This window comes from Streptomonospora nanhaiensis, assembly GCF_026642255.1.
In the GTDB taxonomy this organism is placed as follows: Bacteria; Actinomycetota; Actinomycetes; order Streptosporangiales; family Streptosporangiaceae; genus Nocardiopsis; species Nocardiopsis tropica.
Map to the genome: position 1 here is coordinate 3,241,362 of NZ_CP113264.1, position 14,171 is coordinate 3,255,532.

Genomic DNA, 14,171 nt, shown 5'->3' on the forward strand with positions numbered 1-14,171 from the left:
GGGCGTCAGCCGTACCGGCGGCCGAGGTCGTCGCGCAGGGTCCCGTAGGTCGGCGCGAGGGCGCGCAGGATCCGGGCGGCAGCCCGGTCGTCGCCCGTGGCCACCGGGTACTGGAGCGATCCGAGCAGGCGCGCCTGGCGGGTCAGCGTGCCGGCCGCGGTGTCGCGTCCGACACCGCGCAGGCAGGCCGCGGCGTCCGTGAGGCGCCGCGCGCCGACCCGGATCGCGAAGTCGGCGAGGTGCTCGCGAAGAGCGGGGTCGCAGCCGTCCGCGACCCGGTCCGCGAGGGCCAGGACGGCGTCGCCGTTCTCCGGCCCCAGCCAGGACACCGCCCGGGGGACGATCGACTCGATCGCCTCCTCGGGAAGAACCCGGGAAATTCGGGTGAAATTCGAGCGGAGGGTGAAGGGGTCGCCGTATTCGATGTCCTCGGCCCGCCAGGCCGCCATGAAATCGGCGATCGGGAGCCTCGCGTAGGGATGTCCCCCGGGGTCGTGGAGGGTGACGCCGTCCTCGTCCGCGTCGAGCACGACGACGTAGTGGTCGGCGCCCACGGGGCCGGACCGGCCCGGCTGGTGGCGCAGGTGTCCCATCTCCACGGGGCCGGCCACGACGGGTCCGTCCGCGAGGTGGGAGGCGAGGCGGTCGAGCGCGGCCTCGGCGTCTCCGCCGCCGGTGGTCCGTGCCGCCCAGCCGAGAGCGGTGAGGGCGTCGTCCACGCCGGTCTCGGGCGTCCAGCCGTACGGGTCGAAGAAGGGCAGCGTCCCGCCGAGCAGCTGGGCGCCGAACGGGCTCCCGGTCACCGTTTCGACCACGCTGGGTGCGGGGGCGCCGGGCCCCATCAGCATGACCAGGCAACTGGAATAGCAATAAGGTCCGGAGCCATGATAAGGAATATCTTCCATGGCGTCATCGTGCCATTTTTCGAAGGAAAACGCGATCGCGGGAATTCGATGCTTCGATATCGCGACGGCGTTCCCGGATTCCCATCCGGCACAGCTCCCGGCCGTATGCGCGTGCCGGTCCGGCCGCCGACCGCGGCCCCGGGGCCTGCGCTACCGTGCGGACTCCGGCACCCGGCCGCGCACCGTGCCCGGGAGCGGTGCCGGGCGGAGGAGGGCGCGCGGATGGGCTCGGTGGGCGAGGTGCTGCTGGCGGTCCTGGTCGTCGCCGTGGTGGGCGTGGTCCCGCTGGTCGTCATGGGGGCGGGCATGGTGCGCGAGATGCGGGACGGGTCCGGCCCCGGCGACGGCCACCGGGGCGGGGGCGAGGGCGGGGCCGGGGGCGGTGACGGCGGGGGAGGGGGCGGCGGCTGCTGAGAGCCCCCGGCCACGGCCCCGCGGACCCCCGCCGATCCGGTCCGTCATCGGCATCGCGGTGCGGGTGCGCAGCTCGTACCCGCCCACGGCCGGGACGCCGCGCGGTCAGGAGCGGTACGCGGCGGTGGACCCCCGCACCACCAGCTCCGGGGTGAAGAGGACGCGCTCGTGCCGGTGGCCGGGGTCGTCGAGCTCCGAGCGGAGCAGCCGCATCGCCGCGCGCCCGAGGTCGTACTTGGGCTGGGCGACGGTGGTCAGCCCCGGGTGGACCAGGTCGGCGAGGTCGACGTTGTCGTAGCCGACCACCGAGATGTCGTCCGGCACGCGCAGGCCGCGCCGCCCCAGGCCCTTCATGAGGCCGAGGGCGAGCTGGTCGTTGGCGCAGAACACCGCCTGCGGCCGCTGGCGCGGACCGCCGGCCAGCACCGCGTCCACGGCGCGTTCGCCCTGCTGGGGGTTGAGCAGCGGCTGCTCGACCACCCGGACGTGGGCGCCGGGGTCCATGCCGGACTCCGTGAAGGCGTCGAGCAGCCCCTGGTGGCGGCGCCGCACCTGCTCGATGGCGAAGGGCCCGGTCAGGAAGGTGACCCGCTCGTGTCCCAGGCCGATGAGGTGGCGCCCCGCGGCGAGGCCGCCCGCGTGGTTGTCGACGCTGACGCTGCACCCGACGTCCTCGGCGACGTCGCCCCGGTCCAGCGCGACCCAGGAGGTGCCCTGGTGGCTCAGCCACAGCAGGTCGGACAGGTCGTCGTCCACCGGCATCACCACCGCGCCCGCGGCGCGCTGCTCGGCGAGCAGGCGCACGTTGCGCCGCTGCCTGTCCTGGGCCTCGGCGGAGTTGAGGAGCACCACGGCCAGCCCCGCCCCGGCGGCCTCGTCCTCCACGCCGCGCGCGACCTCCGTGAAGAAGGGGTTGGTGACGTCCAGGACGAGCAGGCCCACGGATCCGCTGCGGCCCGACCGCAGGCTGCTGCCGGAGGAGTTGCGCACGTAGTCGAGCTCGGCGATGGCGGCCTCGACCCTGGCCCTGGTGGCCTCGGCGACGCGCTCGGGGCGGTTGAGGACGTTGGAGACGGTGCCCGGGGAGACCCCGGCGTGCCGGGCGACCTCGGTGATGCCCACGGAGGGGCGGGTGGATCGGGGCCTGGTGGACAAGGAGCTTCTCCCGGGGCGTGTTCGGACGGTCATCAGGGAACTGCGCGAACGCATGCTACTGATCCGGCCCCGATGCGCGGGGCATCATGCTCACACCCGGATTGAAACGTGTCAACAACCATCCCGTGACGGGGCCTTCCCGCGCCTCGGTATCCGGGGTCGGCCGACCTCCTCCCGGAGGCCGTTACCAGGGCGATACCTGGCAATTCCATGGTGATCCTCTTGACGGGGGTGTGTGTTCCACTTAACATCCCCTTCATATTAAAACGTTTTTGTAATGTTCGACGGATCCCCGTCGAACCAGCACCGGAAAAGGAGGGCACGTGGACCCGACAGAGGTCCCTCCACCCCTCGCGCTGGTGGACGTCACCAAGTCCTTCGGGAGCGTCAGGGCCCTGCGGGGGCTGTCCCTGGAACTGCGCCCCGGGGAGATCCACGCGCTGGTCGGCGAGAACGGGGCCGGCAAGTCCACCCTGGTCAAGACCATCGCGGGCGTACACCGGCCCGACAGCGGGCAGCTCCTGGTCGACGGGGTCCCGACCGCTTTCGGGGCGCCGGCCGACGCCCAGCGCGCCGGCGTCGCCGTCATCCACCAGGAGCCCACCCTGTTCCCCGACCTGTCGGTCGCCGAGAACATCTTCGTCGGCCGCCAGCCCCTCACCCGCCTGCGCACCATCGACCGCAAGCGCATGCGGAGCGACACCGGGGAGGCCTTCGCCCGCCTCGGCGTCGACATGGACCCCGACCGCCCCGCACGCGGCCTCTCCATCGCCGACCAGCAGCTCGTCGAGATCGCCAAGGCCCTCACGCGGCGCGCCCGGGTCCTGGTCATGGACGAGCCCACGGCCGCACTCTCCGGGGTGGAGGCCGAACGCCTCTTCACCGTCGCCCGCACCCTGCGCGACTCCGGGGCGGCCCTGCTGTTCATCTCCCACCGCTTCGACGAGGTCTTCGCCCTCTGCGACCGCATCACGGTCGTCCGCGACGGCGCGTTCGTCTCCTGCGACCCCACCCCCGACCTGGACGTGGACACCGTCGTGCGGCGCATGGTCGGACGCGACGTCACCAGCCTCTACCCCAAGGAGGACGCCGAACGCGGCGACACCGTCCTGGAGGTCGACGGACTCACACGCCGCGGCGTGTTCGCCGACGTGTCCTTCCGGGTGAGGGCCGGCGAGATCGTGGCCCTGGCCGGCCTCGTCGGCGCCGGGCGCAGCGAGGTCGTCCGCGCGGTCTTCGGCGTCGACCGCTACGACGCGGGCGCCGTCCGCGTCCACGGCACGCCCCTGCCCGCGGGCCGCCCCAGGGCGGCCATGGCCGCGGGCATGGCCCTGGTCCCCGAGGACCGCCGCCAGCAGGGCCTGGTCATGGAGTCCTCCATCGAACGCAACGCGACCGCCACCCGCCGCCGGCCCCTCAGCCGCTTCGGCCTCCTGCGCCCGCGCGCCGAGCGCGACTCCGCCCGCGAGTGGGGCGAACGGCTCGAACTCCGCTACGGCCGCATCGACGACCCCGTCTCCACCCTCTCCGGCGGCAACCAGCAGAAGGTCGTCCTCGCCAAGTGGCTCTCCACCGAGCCGAGGGTGCTGTTCGTGGACGAGCCCACGCGCGGCATCGACGTCGGGACCAAGGCGGAGGTCCACCGCCTGCTCTCCACCCTCGCGGGACGGGGGCTCGCCATCGTCATGGTCTCCAGCGAGCTCCCCGAGGTCCTCGGCATGGCCGACCGGGTCCTGGTCATGCACGAGGGCAGAATCACCGCCGAGATCGACCGCGCCGACGCCGACGAGGAGTCCGTCATGTACGCGGCCACCGGACAGCGACCGAACGGGGCCGCCCGATGAACGCACCCCCCGCCGCCCCCGGGGCCTCCGCGGCGGCCCCTCCCCGGACCCCCGGACGCCCGGCCCGGCGCCGGCGGCAGTTCCGCGAACTCGGCGTGCTGCTCGCGGTCGTCCTGCTGATCACCGCCACCTGGCTGCACAACCCAGGGTTCCTGTCCGCCCAGGGCGTCCGCGACCTGTTCCTGGGCGCCACCGTCCTGGCGGTCCTGGCCGCCGGCCAGGCCCTCGTCCTCATCACCAGGAACGTCGACCTCTCGGTCGGATCGGTGATGGGGCTGTCGGCCTTCGGCACCGGCGCCCTCTTCGTGGCCCTCCCCGGCCTGCCGGTCCCCGTGGCCATGCTCGCCGGCATCCTCATCGGCCTCGCGTGCGGGCTGGCCAACGGCCTGCTCGTCACGACCGCACAGGTACCCGCACTGGTCGTCACGCTGGGCACCCTCTACGCCTACCGCGGCCTCGGCCACTGGTGGGCGGACGGCGGCCAGGTCAACGCCACCGACATGCCCGCGTCCTTCCTGCTCCTGGGCCGGGTCGGCGTCCTCGGCGTACCGCTGCCGGCCGCGATCGCCATCGCCGTGGTCGCCGCCGTCGGCTTCTACCTCGCCAACCACCGCTCCGGCCGCGAGCTGTACGCCATAGGCTCCAACGCCGACGCGGCACGCCTGTCCGGCATCCCCGCGGGGCGCCGGATCATCCTGGCCTTCGCCGCCAACGGAGCCCTGGCGGGCCTCGCCGGGGTCCTGTTCGCCGCCCGCTACGGCACCGTCGACTCCACCGTCGGCACCGGCATGGAACTCCAGGTGGTGGCCGCCGCGGTCGTCGGCGGCGTCGCCATCGCCGGCGGCGTCGGCACCGTCTACGGAGCCGCCCTCGGCGCCGTCCTGCTCACCACCATCACCGCCGCCCTGCCCATCTGGCAGATCAACCCGTTCTGGCACCAGGCCGTGGTGGGCACGCTCATCCTGGCCGCCATCGGCCTGGACCGGCTGCTCGCGCTGCGCACGGCGCGCAAGCTTCGAGGAGGAGGTGCCCGTGGCGCCTGAACGCACCGCCGCCCCGGCCCGGGCGGCCGCACCGGACACGCGGACGGCCGGCTCCCGGGCCAGGGCCCTGCTCTCCGCCCGGGAGGCCCCCGTCGTCGGCGCGCTCGTGGTGGCCCTGCTCGGCGCCGGACTGTTCGTCGACATGTTCGCCACCGGCCGCAACATCGACTTCCTGGTGCTGAGCATCGCCGCCATCGCCCTGATGGCCCTGCCGATGACGCTCATCGTCATCACCGGCGAGATCGACCTGTCGGTGGCCAGCACGCTCGCCCTCACCAGCGCCACCCTGGGCGTGCTCTGGGAGGCCGGGATCCCCATCGAGACGGCCCTGTGGATCTGCCTGGCCGTCGGCGCGGCGCTGGGCGCGCTCAACGGGTTCCTGGTCACCGTCTGCGGACTGCCCTCCCTGGCCGTCACCATCGGCACCATGGCCCTGTACCGGGGGCTCGCCTACGTGCTCCTCGGCGACCGCGCCGTCGCCAGCTACCCCCGCGACTGGGTCGGCGGAGCCCGCGCGCCCTTCCTCGGCATCGAGGGCCTGCCGTGGATCGCCGTGGCCGTCCTCGTCCTGGCCGCCGCCTTCGCGGTCCTGCTCCACGCCACCGGGGTCGGCCGGTCCCTGTTCGACATCGGCAACAACGACGAGGCCGCCCGCTTCTCGGGGGTCCCCGTCGCGTGGACCAGGTTCTGGCTGTTCACGCTCAGCGGCGTCGTCGCCTCCGGCGCCGGGATCTTCTGGACCCTCCAGTACGGCACCTCCCGCGCCGACACCGCCTTCGGCCTGGAGCTGCAGGTCGTCGCCGCCGTCCTCCTCGGCGGGGTGTCCATCTTCGGCGGGGTCGGCTCGGTCCTGGGGGTCATGAGCGGCGTCCTGCTCCTCGGGACCATCCGCAACGCCCTCCAGCTGTTCGGCATCAGCAGCGAGGTCCTCCAGATCGTCACCGGCCTCATCCTCATCGCCTCCGTCGTCACCCCCAACATCGCGGCCCGGGTCCGTGCCGCACGCGAACCCGGCCCCCGACCCGCGGCGGACCCCGCGCCCGACCCCACCCAGGGAGAACCCTCATGACCGACCCCCGCCCCCGACACCTGCTGCTGGCCGCCTCCGCGTTCGCCGTGCTGATGACCGCCGCCTGCGGCGGCACCACCATCGACGACGCGCAGGAGGAGGAAGCCTCCGGTCCGACCGGTACCGCCGACCCGGACGCCGAGATCCCCGAGGGCCTCAGGATCGACTTCCTGCCCAAACAGCTCAACAACCCCTACTCCGACATCGTCAACGAGGGCGGCGCCGTCGCCGTCGAGGAGCTGGCCGGGGAGTTCACCGAGCGGGGCGGCACCGAACCCACCGCCGACTCCCAGGTCGAGTACATCAACGCGGCCAGCCAGGCGGGCAGCGACGTCATCGTCATCGCCGCCAACGACCCCGACGCGGTGTGCCCCTCCCTCGACCAGGCCAGGGACAACGGCGCCGCCATCGTCGGCTACGACTCCAACGCCAGCTGCACGGACATCTTCGTCAACCAGTCCTCCGACGAGCTCATCGGCCGCACCCTGGTCGAGATGATCTCCGAGCAGATCGGCGGCGAGGGGACCTTCGCCGTCCTGTCCGCCACCCCCAACGCCACCAACCAGAACTCCTGGATCGCCGCGATGGAGGAGGTCCTGGCGGAGGAGGAGTACGCGGACCTCGAACTGGTCGACACCGTCTACGGCAACGACGACGACCTCCAGTCCTTCCAGGAGATGCAGGGGCTCATGCAGTCCCACCCCGACCTGGACGGCGTGGTCTCCCCGACCACCGTCGGCATCGCCGCGGCGGCCCGCTACGTCAGCGACTCCGAGTACAAGGGCGAGGTCGCCATCACCGGCCTGGGCACCCCCAACCAGATGCGCGAGTTCGTGGAGGACGGCACCGTCGACTCCTTCGCGCTGTGGAACCCGGAGGAGCTCGGCTACCTCGCCGGGTACGCGGGAGCCTCGCTGAGCGCGGGACGCATCACCGGGGCCGAGGGCGAGACCTTCGAGGCCGGGGACCTGGGCGAGTACACCGTCGGGGCCGACGGCGAGATCGTCCTCGGCCCGCCGACCGTCTTCGACGCCGACAACATCGACGACTTCGACTTCTGATCCGGCCCACCGCAGTCCGCGGCGGGCGGAGGGGAGCCCTCCGCCCGCCGCCTTCCACCCACCGGGAGGACCACGCCGTGCAGCGTGTCTGCTTCATCCTCAAGGTCCGCGCCGACCGCCTCGACGAGTACCGGGAACGGCACGCCGGCGTCTGGCCCGAGATGCGCGAGGCGCTCTCCGCTGCGGGCTGGCACAACTACTCCCTGTTCAGCACCGACGAGGGCACCGTCGTCGGCTACCTGGAGACCGACGACTTCGACGCGGCCCGGGAGGCCATGGCGAGCACCGGCGTCAACGCCCGCTGGCAGGCCGAGATGGCGCCCTTCTTCGAGGGCCTGTCCGGCCGCCCCGACGAGGGCATGGTCCCACTGACCGAGCTCTTCCACCTGCCCTGACCCCTCTCCCGCCCTCCTCGGCGCGGGCCGCCCCCCGCGGGCCGGGCGGGTGGGCGGGGCCGGGGCCCGCCTGCGAGCTCCGGCCGGGGGCGAAGGGTCAGCCCGCGGGGAGCTCCACCCGGATCTCCCCGCCAAGGGAGGCCCCGCCCTCCAGTTCGAGGTCGTCGCCGCTCCAGAACCGCCCCGGGTCGTAGTACCCGGTGCGGCGGCCCCTCGGCAGCAGCCCCATCTCCTCGTAGGTCAGGGCGATCACCTCGGCGCAGTAGGCGGTCTCCAGCGCCCGCTCGCGCGAGCGCCTCCCGAACGGCAGGCGCCGCAGGGGCAGGCGACCGCGCGCCCACCTCGCCGCCAGCTGCGCGGTGGAGGGGAAGGGGGTGCCGTCGAGCCGCGCCACGGCGCGCAGGGCGGCGTCCTCCATCGCCCGGGTGGCCAGGGGGTCGAGCTGGCGGACCCAGCCCTGCTGCCCGTACTTGCGGCCCCACACCAGGACGGCGTCGCGGAGGTCGTGCAGCTGCACGCCGCGCTGGTGCCGTCCCGTCCACACGTCGGGCAGGGAGCGGCCCAGCTCCGCGTGCCACATCAGCGGTGGGAGGTCCTCCACCACGATGGACATGCCGACGTGGTTGACGGGGCTGTTGGTGGTGATCTGGATGGCGCGGTCGGGCACGCTCGTGCCCCGGAAGACCCACACGTCACCGGTCCGGGTGAGCTCCAGCGCCTCGTTCAGGGACATACTCGTGTCTGCCACAGGGATAGCCTAGGCACATGCGATGGTGGAAAGTCCTTGGAGTGGCCGCTTTCGTGGGCGTCGCGGCGACCGGCGCGGTGATCGCGCGCGCCGAGCGGCAGCGCCGCGCCTACACGCCCGAACAGGTCAGGGACCGGTTGCGCGCACGCGTCGCCGAGGCCGAGGCGGCCCAGGGCCCCGCCGCGTCCGCCCCGGCGCTCCCCGCGCCCGACGACCCCGGGATGCCCGCCTGGCGCCAGATGCTGCTCGGCGCCGTGAGCCGCCACCCCAGGGTCGACCGCGGCCCCGGCCACGAACCCCGCGAAGGCGGCCCCGACCGGGCCTGACACCCCTCCGGCCTCCTTCCGGGGCGTGCCCCCCCGGAGCCCCCGGCCCCCGGTCGGGCCCCGCCGGAACGGTGCCGGCCTCCCCGCCTCCGTCCGTCCCTCCGGGGCGGTGCGACGCCGTTCGGCGCCCGCCCCGCGCCGCCCGCTCCCGGTCCCCGGGTTTCCCCCGGCGCCCGGAGCGCTTCTCCCGCCCGGGGTTCTTCCCGCCGCTCGTGCCATGCCCGGCGGAAGGGGCATCCGCGTCCCGCGGCTCTCCCGCGCCACCGCTTTCCCTGCCGTCCCGCGGCCCCCTCGCGCCGCCCGGCCCGCCCGGAGCGCGTCCCTCCGCCGCCCCGCCTGTCGTGGCCGGCGGTCCGGTCCGGTGCGTTCGGTCACGGGGCGCGGCCCGTCCCCGACCGGCGGGCCGCGGCGTACCGCTGTCGTCGGGCCGGGGGACGCGCCGCCCCGCAGGGGTCTGACCTGGGCGGACGCGGACCGGGTGGCTCGTCGCGGGCCGCCCGGGAGCGGTCGGCCGCCGGGCCGCCGTGTGCTCGCCCTTTGTTACCGATGGGTATTACCGACTGGTAGGTTCTCCCTGTCGCGACGACCGCGAGCCGGCCGGGAGAGGAAGCAGGGGGAGAGCAGTGCACGAGGGCGTCCTGTCCAGGCTCAGACCGGTCCCCGACAGCCGGTTCCGGCTCTTCCTCCTCCACCACGCCGGCGGATCGCCCCTCGGCTACCGCCCCTGGGTGCGCCGCTTCCCCGACGACTGGGACGTGTGCCTGGTGGAGGCGCCCGGACGCGCACACAGCGCCGACGCGGAGCCCTTCCGGGACGCCGGGGAACTGGCGGAGTACCTCAACGGGCGCGTGGGCCACGAGCTGGACCGCCCCTTCGGGCTCTTCGGGCACAGCATGGGCGGGCTCGTCGCCTACGAGATGGCGTCGCGGCTGGCCGTCGGGGACCGCAGGCCCTCCTGGCTGGGGGTGTCGGCGTGGAGTCCCGCACCCGGCCCCGAACGCGACCGTCCCCGGCACCTCCTGCCCTCCGACCGCCTGCGCGACGGCATCGCCGCCATGGGCGGGACCCCCGCCGCGGTCCTGGCCGACCCCGACCTGTGGCGGCTCGTGGAGCCCCTCGTCCGCGCTGACCTCGAACTGGTCGACACCTGGCGGCCGGAGCCCGGCGCGGAGAGGCTGCGCGTGCCCCTGTCGGTCTTCGGCGGCGAGGACGACCCCGGCATGCCGCCCCGCCGGCTCGACGCCTGGTCCGACCACGTCGACGGCCCGGTCGAACGGCACTCCCTGCCCGGCGGGCACTTCTACTTCGTCGGGAGCATCGACGACGTGACCGGGCGGATCACCAGGGACGTCCGCGCGGCCCTCGCCGCGGGCGTGTAGTCCCCGGCCGCCGCCCGGCCCCGCCGCCCCGCCTCAGCCCCCGACGGCGATGACGTAGCCGGGCCCGTCGGCGCCGAGCACCACCCCTCCGGCCCCGTCCGTCCCCAGCCGGACGCCCCCGCCCGAGGCGGCGGCCTCCGGCCGGGCGGCGTCCAGGTCGGCGGGCGCCGCCGCCACCGGCGTGTGCGGGCCGTCGGCCAGGTGCACGAGCACCACCTGCCCGGCGAGCGTCCTGACGAACGTCATGTGGTGCGGCCCCGCGTCCAGCCAGCGCAGGCCGCCGGTCCTCAGGGCGGGCAGCTCCCGCCGCAGCGCCAGCAGCCGGGTGTACGCGTCCAGGATGCCCCGGTCCCACGCGCCGGGCCGGTGCCAGGGCATGGGCCTGCGGGCGTTCTCCCCGTCGTGCCCCTCCAGGCCGATCTCGTCGCCGGCGAAGAGGAACGGGGCGCCGGGCAGCGTCACCTGGGCCGCCACCCCGACCTCGTGCCGCAGCGGGTCGCCACCCACCACCGTCCGGAACCGCGCGGAGTCGTGGGTGCTCAGCGCGTTGACGCTGTGCGTCAGCACCCGCCACGGCAGCCCCGCGTTCGCCGCGCGCATCGCCCGTACCGCGTCCTCGGCGCCGTTCCGGGGCAGCGGTGCCCGGGTGGTCAGGTACTTCACCTCCTCCGGCGCGGTGTTCAGCCAGCTCCACACCGGGCGGGTGAACCCCGCGTAGTTCATGACCCCGTGCCACCCGTCGTGGTGGGTGTCCGGCCCGGCGTCGTGGAAGTGCTCGGCCAGCAGCCACGACCCGTCGCCGCCGCGTGCGGCGTCCACCTCGCGCATCCGCGCGGCGATCTCCCCGGACACCTCCCGGTTCAGGTCCTGGGCGCCGTGGCGCCCGGTCATGTTGGCCACGTCGATCCGCCAGCCGTCCACCGGGTCCTTCCCGGTCAGCCACCGCACCAGGACCGAGTCGTCGGCGCCGTAGACCCTGCGGCGCAGCTCCACCGAGGCGTAGTCCAGTTTCGGCAGCGTGCGCACCCCGAGCCAGCCCACGTAGTCGTCGGGGTGCTCGGTGAAGTAGTAGAACCCCGCCTCGACCGAGTCCGGGTCGGCCCGGGCCGTCCGGAACCACTCGTGGGCGTCCCCGGTGTGGTTCGTGGTCAGGTCGCCCATCACCCGCATGCCGCGCTCGTGGGCGGCCCGCACCAGCTCGCGCAGCGCCCGGTCGCCCCCCAGCAGCGGATCCACCTCGGAGAACGTGGAGGCGTTGTAGCGGTGCGTGGACCGCGCGGGGAACACGGGGGTGAGGTAGACGACCTCCACACCCAGCCGCGCCAGGTGGTCCAGGCGGCGGCGCACCCCGTCGAGGGTCCCGCCGAAGTACTCCAGGGACGCCGTCCGGCCGAGGCCCTCGGGCTCGTCGTCCCAGGAGCGCGGCAGCGCCCAGTCCGGGTGCTCGGCAGGGGGGTCGGTGGAGTCGTCGTCCCGGGCGAACCGGTCCGGGAAGACCTGGTAGACGCTCGTGCCGGGAACCCACGCGGGGGGCGGCGGCCCGGCGAGCAGCCGGAAGTCCCCCGCGTCGGTGACCTCGTGGCCGTGGGCCCCCTCCTGGTTGAGCCACGTGTACCGGGCTCCCCGGACGACGGCGAACCGGTACCCGGTCACCACCGGGCGCAGGGCGACCGACGCCTCGAACCAGGCGGTGCCGCCGACCGTCCCGGCCTCCTCGGCCCGGACGAGGACGCCCTCGCCGTCCTCCACGACGCGGACGTACACCGCGTCCGCGCCCCCGGGGACGCGCACGCGCAGGACCGCCTGCCCGTCCTCGACGCGGACGTGGTCGGGGGACCCGTCGTGGTGGGGGTCTCCGGCGAACTTCATGGGGCTGCTCCGGTGCGCTCGTGTGCTGGGGCGCCCGCCGACCGGCGGGCGCACGCGACCGGACCCCGCCACACGGGCGGGGTCCGGAGCGCCAGTATCGCAACGGAGACGGGAGGGGGCGACCCGTTCCGTGCCCCTGCGGGCCGCGGGTCCGGGTCCCGGGCCGGTCAGCCCCCGGCGTTCACGGCCATCTCGTAGGCGAGCTCGGGGATGAAGGAACCGGCGGGTCCGGCGCAGCCGTCGGCCTCGCCGGGGAGCTTCACCCACAGGAAGGCGTCGATGAGCGGGTTGCCGGTGTCGGTCGTGCTGGGCGTTCCCAGGGCGCGTCCGGCCGGGTCGCACCACTCGTCGCCGGGCGCCGGGCCGTTGCCGTTGCGGCTGGTGTCCACGACCGCCCCGAGCCCGTCCAGGCCGGTGGCGCCGATGATCGCCTCGGCGTACGCGACCTCGTCCGCGGTGGTGCGGTAGTTGGAGGTGTTGACGGCGATGCCGTCCGCGCTCTCGGCGACGTCCACGCCGTGCAGCAGTTCGGCGACCTCCGCGGGGGAGTGCCACGCGGAGTGGCCGGAGTCGATGTACACGCGGGCCTCGGAGGAGCCCTCCTTGAGGGTCCGCCCCGCGTACGCCAGCGAGTCCATGACCTCCGCCGGCGGCTGGCCCTCGCAGGAGCCCATGAGGGAGAGGGCGTCGGGCTCCACGACGATCGTCGCGGGGCGGTCGTCGAGCCCGGCGGCGAACGCGTCGATCCAGGCCCTGTACGAGGCGTGGTCGGGCGCACCGCCCCCGCTGTGGTTGCCGCAGTCGCGTCCGGGGACGTTGTAGACCACGATGATCGGCACGGCGCCGGCGTCCTGGGCGGCGCCGGTCAGGGCGGCCACCTCGGACTCGACGGTGTCGGGGTTGTAGCGGGTGAACCAGGTCGCCTGGGCCACCCCGGCGATGCGCTCGCCGATGACGGAGGCGCGGGGGTCGCCCGGGTTGTCGGCGACCCAGTTCGCCGCACCGGTGTCGGGGTTGACGTAGAAGGGCGCGTCCTGGGCGGCGGTCCGCGCCGCGTCGGCGCCGGACGCCGCCGCGGCCCCGACCGGCGCGGCGCCGCCGGACAGCAGTGTGCCGAGGGCCAGGGCGCCGACGGCCCCCAGGGCCGCTGATCTGCGAATCATCGTGACTACTCCTCGTGCGAGCGGGGGACAGGGGTAGTTGGGAGCGCTCCCAGTCGTGGCGCACCACGATAGGCAACGGTGAACTCCGTGTAAAGGGGTCGTGACGATCGGGTCCCGGTACCACCCCGAGGGGTCGGCGGGTCGCCCCGCAGGCGCGCCGGCGCAGGGGATGCAGACTCTTCCCCCGCCCCCCTGTCGTGGTCGTTGGTCCCGGGTTACGGTTGTGGTATGAGCCTTGAGCTGCCAACCGACCGACTCCTCATCCGGGAGTGGGAGCTGGGCGACGCCGAGGACGCCCTGAAGATCTACGGGGCCGACGAGGTCGCGCACTGGCTGACGCCGGAGTGGCATCCGGTGAACGAGACCGACGCGATGCGCTCGGTCCTGCACGCCTGGATCGAGGCCGGACCCAACCTCATCCCGCCCGCGGGCCGCTGGGCGATCGTCCGGCGACAGGACGGGCAGCTGGTGGGTGGACTGTCGCTCAAGCTGCTCCCGCCCTTCGAGGAGGACTTCGAGCTGAGCTGGGCGCTGCGCCCGGACGTGTGGGGCCGCGGCTACGCCACGGAGGCGAGCCGGGCCGTCATCGCCTGGGCGTTCGAGCAGGGGATCGAGGAGGTGTTCGCCGTCGCGCGTCCGCGCAACGAACGGGCCATCGCCGTCGCCCGCCGCCTGGGCATGGAGTGGGTGGGCGAGACCGAGAAGTACTACGACATGCGCCTCCAGGTCTTCCGCCTGCGTCCCGGCTGACGGAGGGGGTCGCGTGCGGCCGGCCGGGTCTGCCGGCGGGCCGCACGCGC

At 74.3% G+C, this 14,171-nt stretch carries 14 protein-coding genes; 9 read left to right on the top strand and 5 right to left on the bottom strand.

The window, feature by feature from the left end; all coding sequences use genetic code 11:
- Positions 1–5: 5 nt before the first annotated feature.
- Positions 6–848 (bottom strand): hypothetical protein, encoded by an 843-nt coding sequence (locus tag OUQ99_RS13890; protein ID WP_267949867.1) that lies wholly within the window; start codon positions 846–848, stop codon positions 6–8.
- A gap of 279 nt (positions 849–1,127) precedes the next feature.
- On the opposite strand from OUQ99_RS13890, the gene OUQ99_RS13895 reads away from it, so the two are divergent.
- Positions 1,128–1,319, top strand: a complete 192-nt coding sequence (locus OUQ99_RS13895) for a hypothetical protein (protein ID WP_267949868.1) — start codon at positions 1,128–1,130, stop codon at positions 1,317–1,319.
- Positions 1,320–1,424: 105 nt separating this feature from the next.
- Here OUQ99_RS13895 and OUQ99_RS13900 read toward each other — a convergent pair whose 3' ends face one another.
- Positions 1,425–2,474, bottom strand: coding sequence for a LacI family DNA-binding transcriptional regulator (locus OUQ99_RS13900; protein WP_267949869.1), 1,050 nt, complete (start codon positions 2,472–2,474; stop codon positions 1,425–1,427).
- 323 nt (positions 2,475–2,797) lie between these two features.
- On the opposite strand from OUQ99_RS13900, the gene OUQ99_RS13905 reads away from it, so the two are divergent.
- The 5 genes from OUQ99_RS13905 (at position 2,798) to OUQ99_RS13925 (ending at position 7,886) form a co-directional block, all read left to right on the top strand.
- Positions 2,798–4,318, top strand: coding sequence for a sugar ABC transporter ATP-binding protein (locus tag OUQ99_RS13905; protein ID WP_267949870.1), 1,521 nt, complete (start codon positions 2,798–2,800; stop codon positions 4,316–4,318).
- A complete protein-coding gene (locus tag OUQ99_RS13910) occupies positions 4,315–5,361 on the top strand; it encodes an ABC transporter permease (RefSeq protein ID WP_267949871.1) in 1,047 nt (348 codons plus the stop codon). The genes OUQ99_RS13905 and OUQ99_RS13910 overlap by 4 nt, the downstream gene beginning before the upstream one ends.
- Positions 5,345–6,430 carry an ABC transporter permease gene (locus OUQ99_RS13915; RefSeq protein ID WP_267949872.1) on the top strand — a complete coding sequence of 362 codons (1,086 nt, stop codon included), beginning with the start codon at positions 5,345–5,347 and terminating at the stop codon, positions 6,428–6,430. The genes OUQ99_RS13910 and OUQ99_RS13915 overlap by 17 nt, the downstream gene beginning before the upstream one ends.
- Positions 6,427–7,491: a rhamnose ABC transporter substrate-binding protein gene (gene rhaS, locus OUQ99_RS13920; RefSeq protein ID WP_267949873.1), complete on the top strand. Its 1,065-nt coding sequence runs from the start codon at positions 6,427–6,429 to the stop codon at positions 7,489–7,491. The genes OUQ99_RS13915 and rhaS overlap by 4 nt, the downstream gene beginning before the upstream one ends.
- A gap of 77 nt (positions 7,492–7,568) precedes the next feature.
- Positions 7,569–7,886 carry an L-rhamnose mutarotase gene (locus OUQ99_RS13925; RefSeq protein ID WP_267949874.1) on the top strand — a complete coding sequence of 106 codons (318 nt, stop codon included), beginning with the start codon at positions 7,569–7,571 and terminating at the stop codon, positions 7,884–7,886.
- Between the two features lie 97 nt (positions 7,887–7,983).
- Here the strand turns inward: OUQ99_RS13925 and OUQ99_RS13930 are convergent, their stop codons facing one another.
- Positions 7,984–8,619: a hypothetical protein gene (locus tag OUQ99_RS13930; protein WP_267950374.1), complete on the bottom strand. Its 636-nt coding sequence runs from the start codon at positions 8,617–8,619 to the stop codon at positions 7,984–7,986.
- A gap of 56 nt (positions 8,620–8,675) precedes the next feature.
- On the opposite strand from OUQ99_RS13930, the gene OUQ99_RS13935 reads away from it, so the two are divergent.
- A complete protein-coding gene (locus OUQ99_RS13935; RefSeq protein ID WP_267949875.1) occupies positions 8,676–8,960 on the top strand; it encodes a hypothetical protein in 285 nt (94 codons plus the stop codon).
- Positions 8,961–9,583: 623 nt separating this feature from the next.
- Complete coding sequence (locus OUQ99_RS13940; RefSeq protein WP_267949876.1) at positions 9,584–10,339, top strand: thioesterase II family protein; 756 nt, start codon at positions 9,584–9,586, stop codon at positions 10,337–10,339.
- A gap of 33 nt (positions 10,340–10,372) precedes the next feature.
- Here the strand turns inward: OUQ99_RS13940 and OUQ99_RS13945 are convergent, their stop codons facing one another.
- Positions 10,373–12,208, bottom strand: coding sequence for a glycoside hydrolase family 13 protein (locus OUQ99_RS13945; protein ID WP_267949877.1), 1,836 nt, complete (start codon positions 12,206–12,208; stop codon positions 10,373–10,375).
- 167 nt (positions 12,209–12,375) lie between these two features.
- Entirely contained in the window at positions 12,376–13,371 is a 996-nt protein-coding gene (locus OUQ99_RS13950) for a glycoside hydrolase family 6 protein (protein ID WP_267949878.1), read from the bottom strand.
- Positions 13,372–13,599: 228 nt separating this feature from the next.
- Here OUQ99_RS13950 and OUQ99_RS13955 point away from each other — a divergent pair, with 228 nt between their 5' ends.
- Entirely contained in the window at positions 13,600–14,121 is a 522-nt protein-coding gene (locus OUQ99_RS13955; protein WP_267949879.1) for a GNAT family N-acetyltransferase, read from the top strand.
- Positions 14,122–14,171 lie beyond the last annotated feature (50 nt).

Bases quoted from the DNA above. Each gene is read 5' to 3' on its own strand.
- OUQ99_RS13890 (WP_267949867.1), bottom strand. From the start codon at position 848: ATGCTGATGGGGCCCGGCGCCCCCGCACCCAGCGTGGTCGAAACGGTG.
- OUQ99_RS13895 (WP_267949868.1), top strand. From the start codon at position 1,128: ATGGGCTCGGTGGGCGAGGTGCTGCTGGCGGTCCTGGTCGTCGCCGTG.
- OUQ99_RS13910 (WP_267949871.1), top strand. From the start codon at position 4,315: ATGAACGCACCCCCCGCCGCCCCCGGGGCCTCCGCGGCGGCCCCTCCC.
- rhaS (WP_267949873.1), top strand. From the start codon at position 6,427: ATGACCGACCCCCGCCCCCGACACCTGCTGCTGGCCGCCTCCGCGTTC.
- OUQ99_RS13930 (WP_267950374.1), bottom strand. From the start codon at position 8,619: ATGTCCCTGAACGAGGCGCTGGAGCTCACCCGGACCGGTGACGTGTGG.
- OUQ99_RS13945 (WP_267949877.1), bottom strand. From the start codon at position 12,208: ATGAAGTTCGCCGGAGACCCCCACCACGACGGGTCCCCCGACCACGTC.
- OUQ99_RS13950 (WP_267949878.1), bottom strand. From the start codon at position 13,371: ATGATTCGCAGATCAGCGGCCCTGGGGGCCGTCGGCGCCCTGGCCCTC.
- OUQ99_RS13955 (WP_267949879.1), top strand. From the start codon at position 13,600: ATGAGCCTTGAGCTGCCAACCGACCGACTCCTCATCCGGGAGTGGGAG.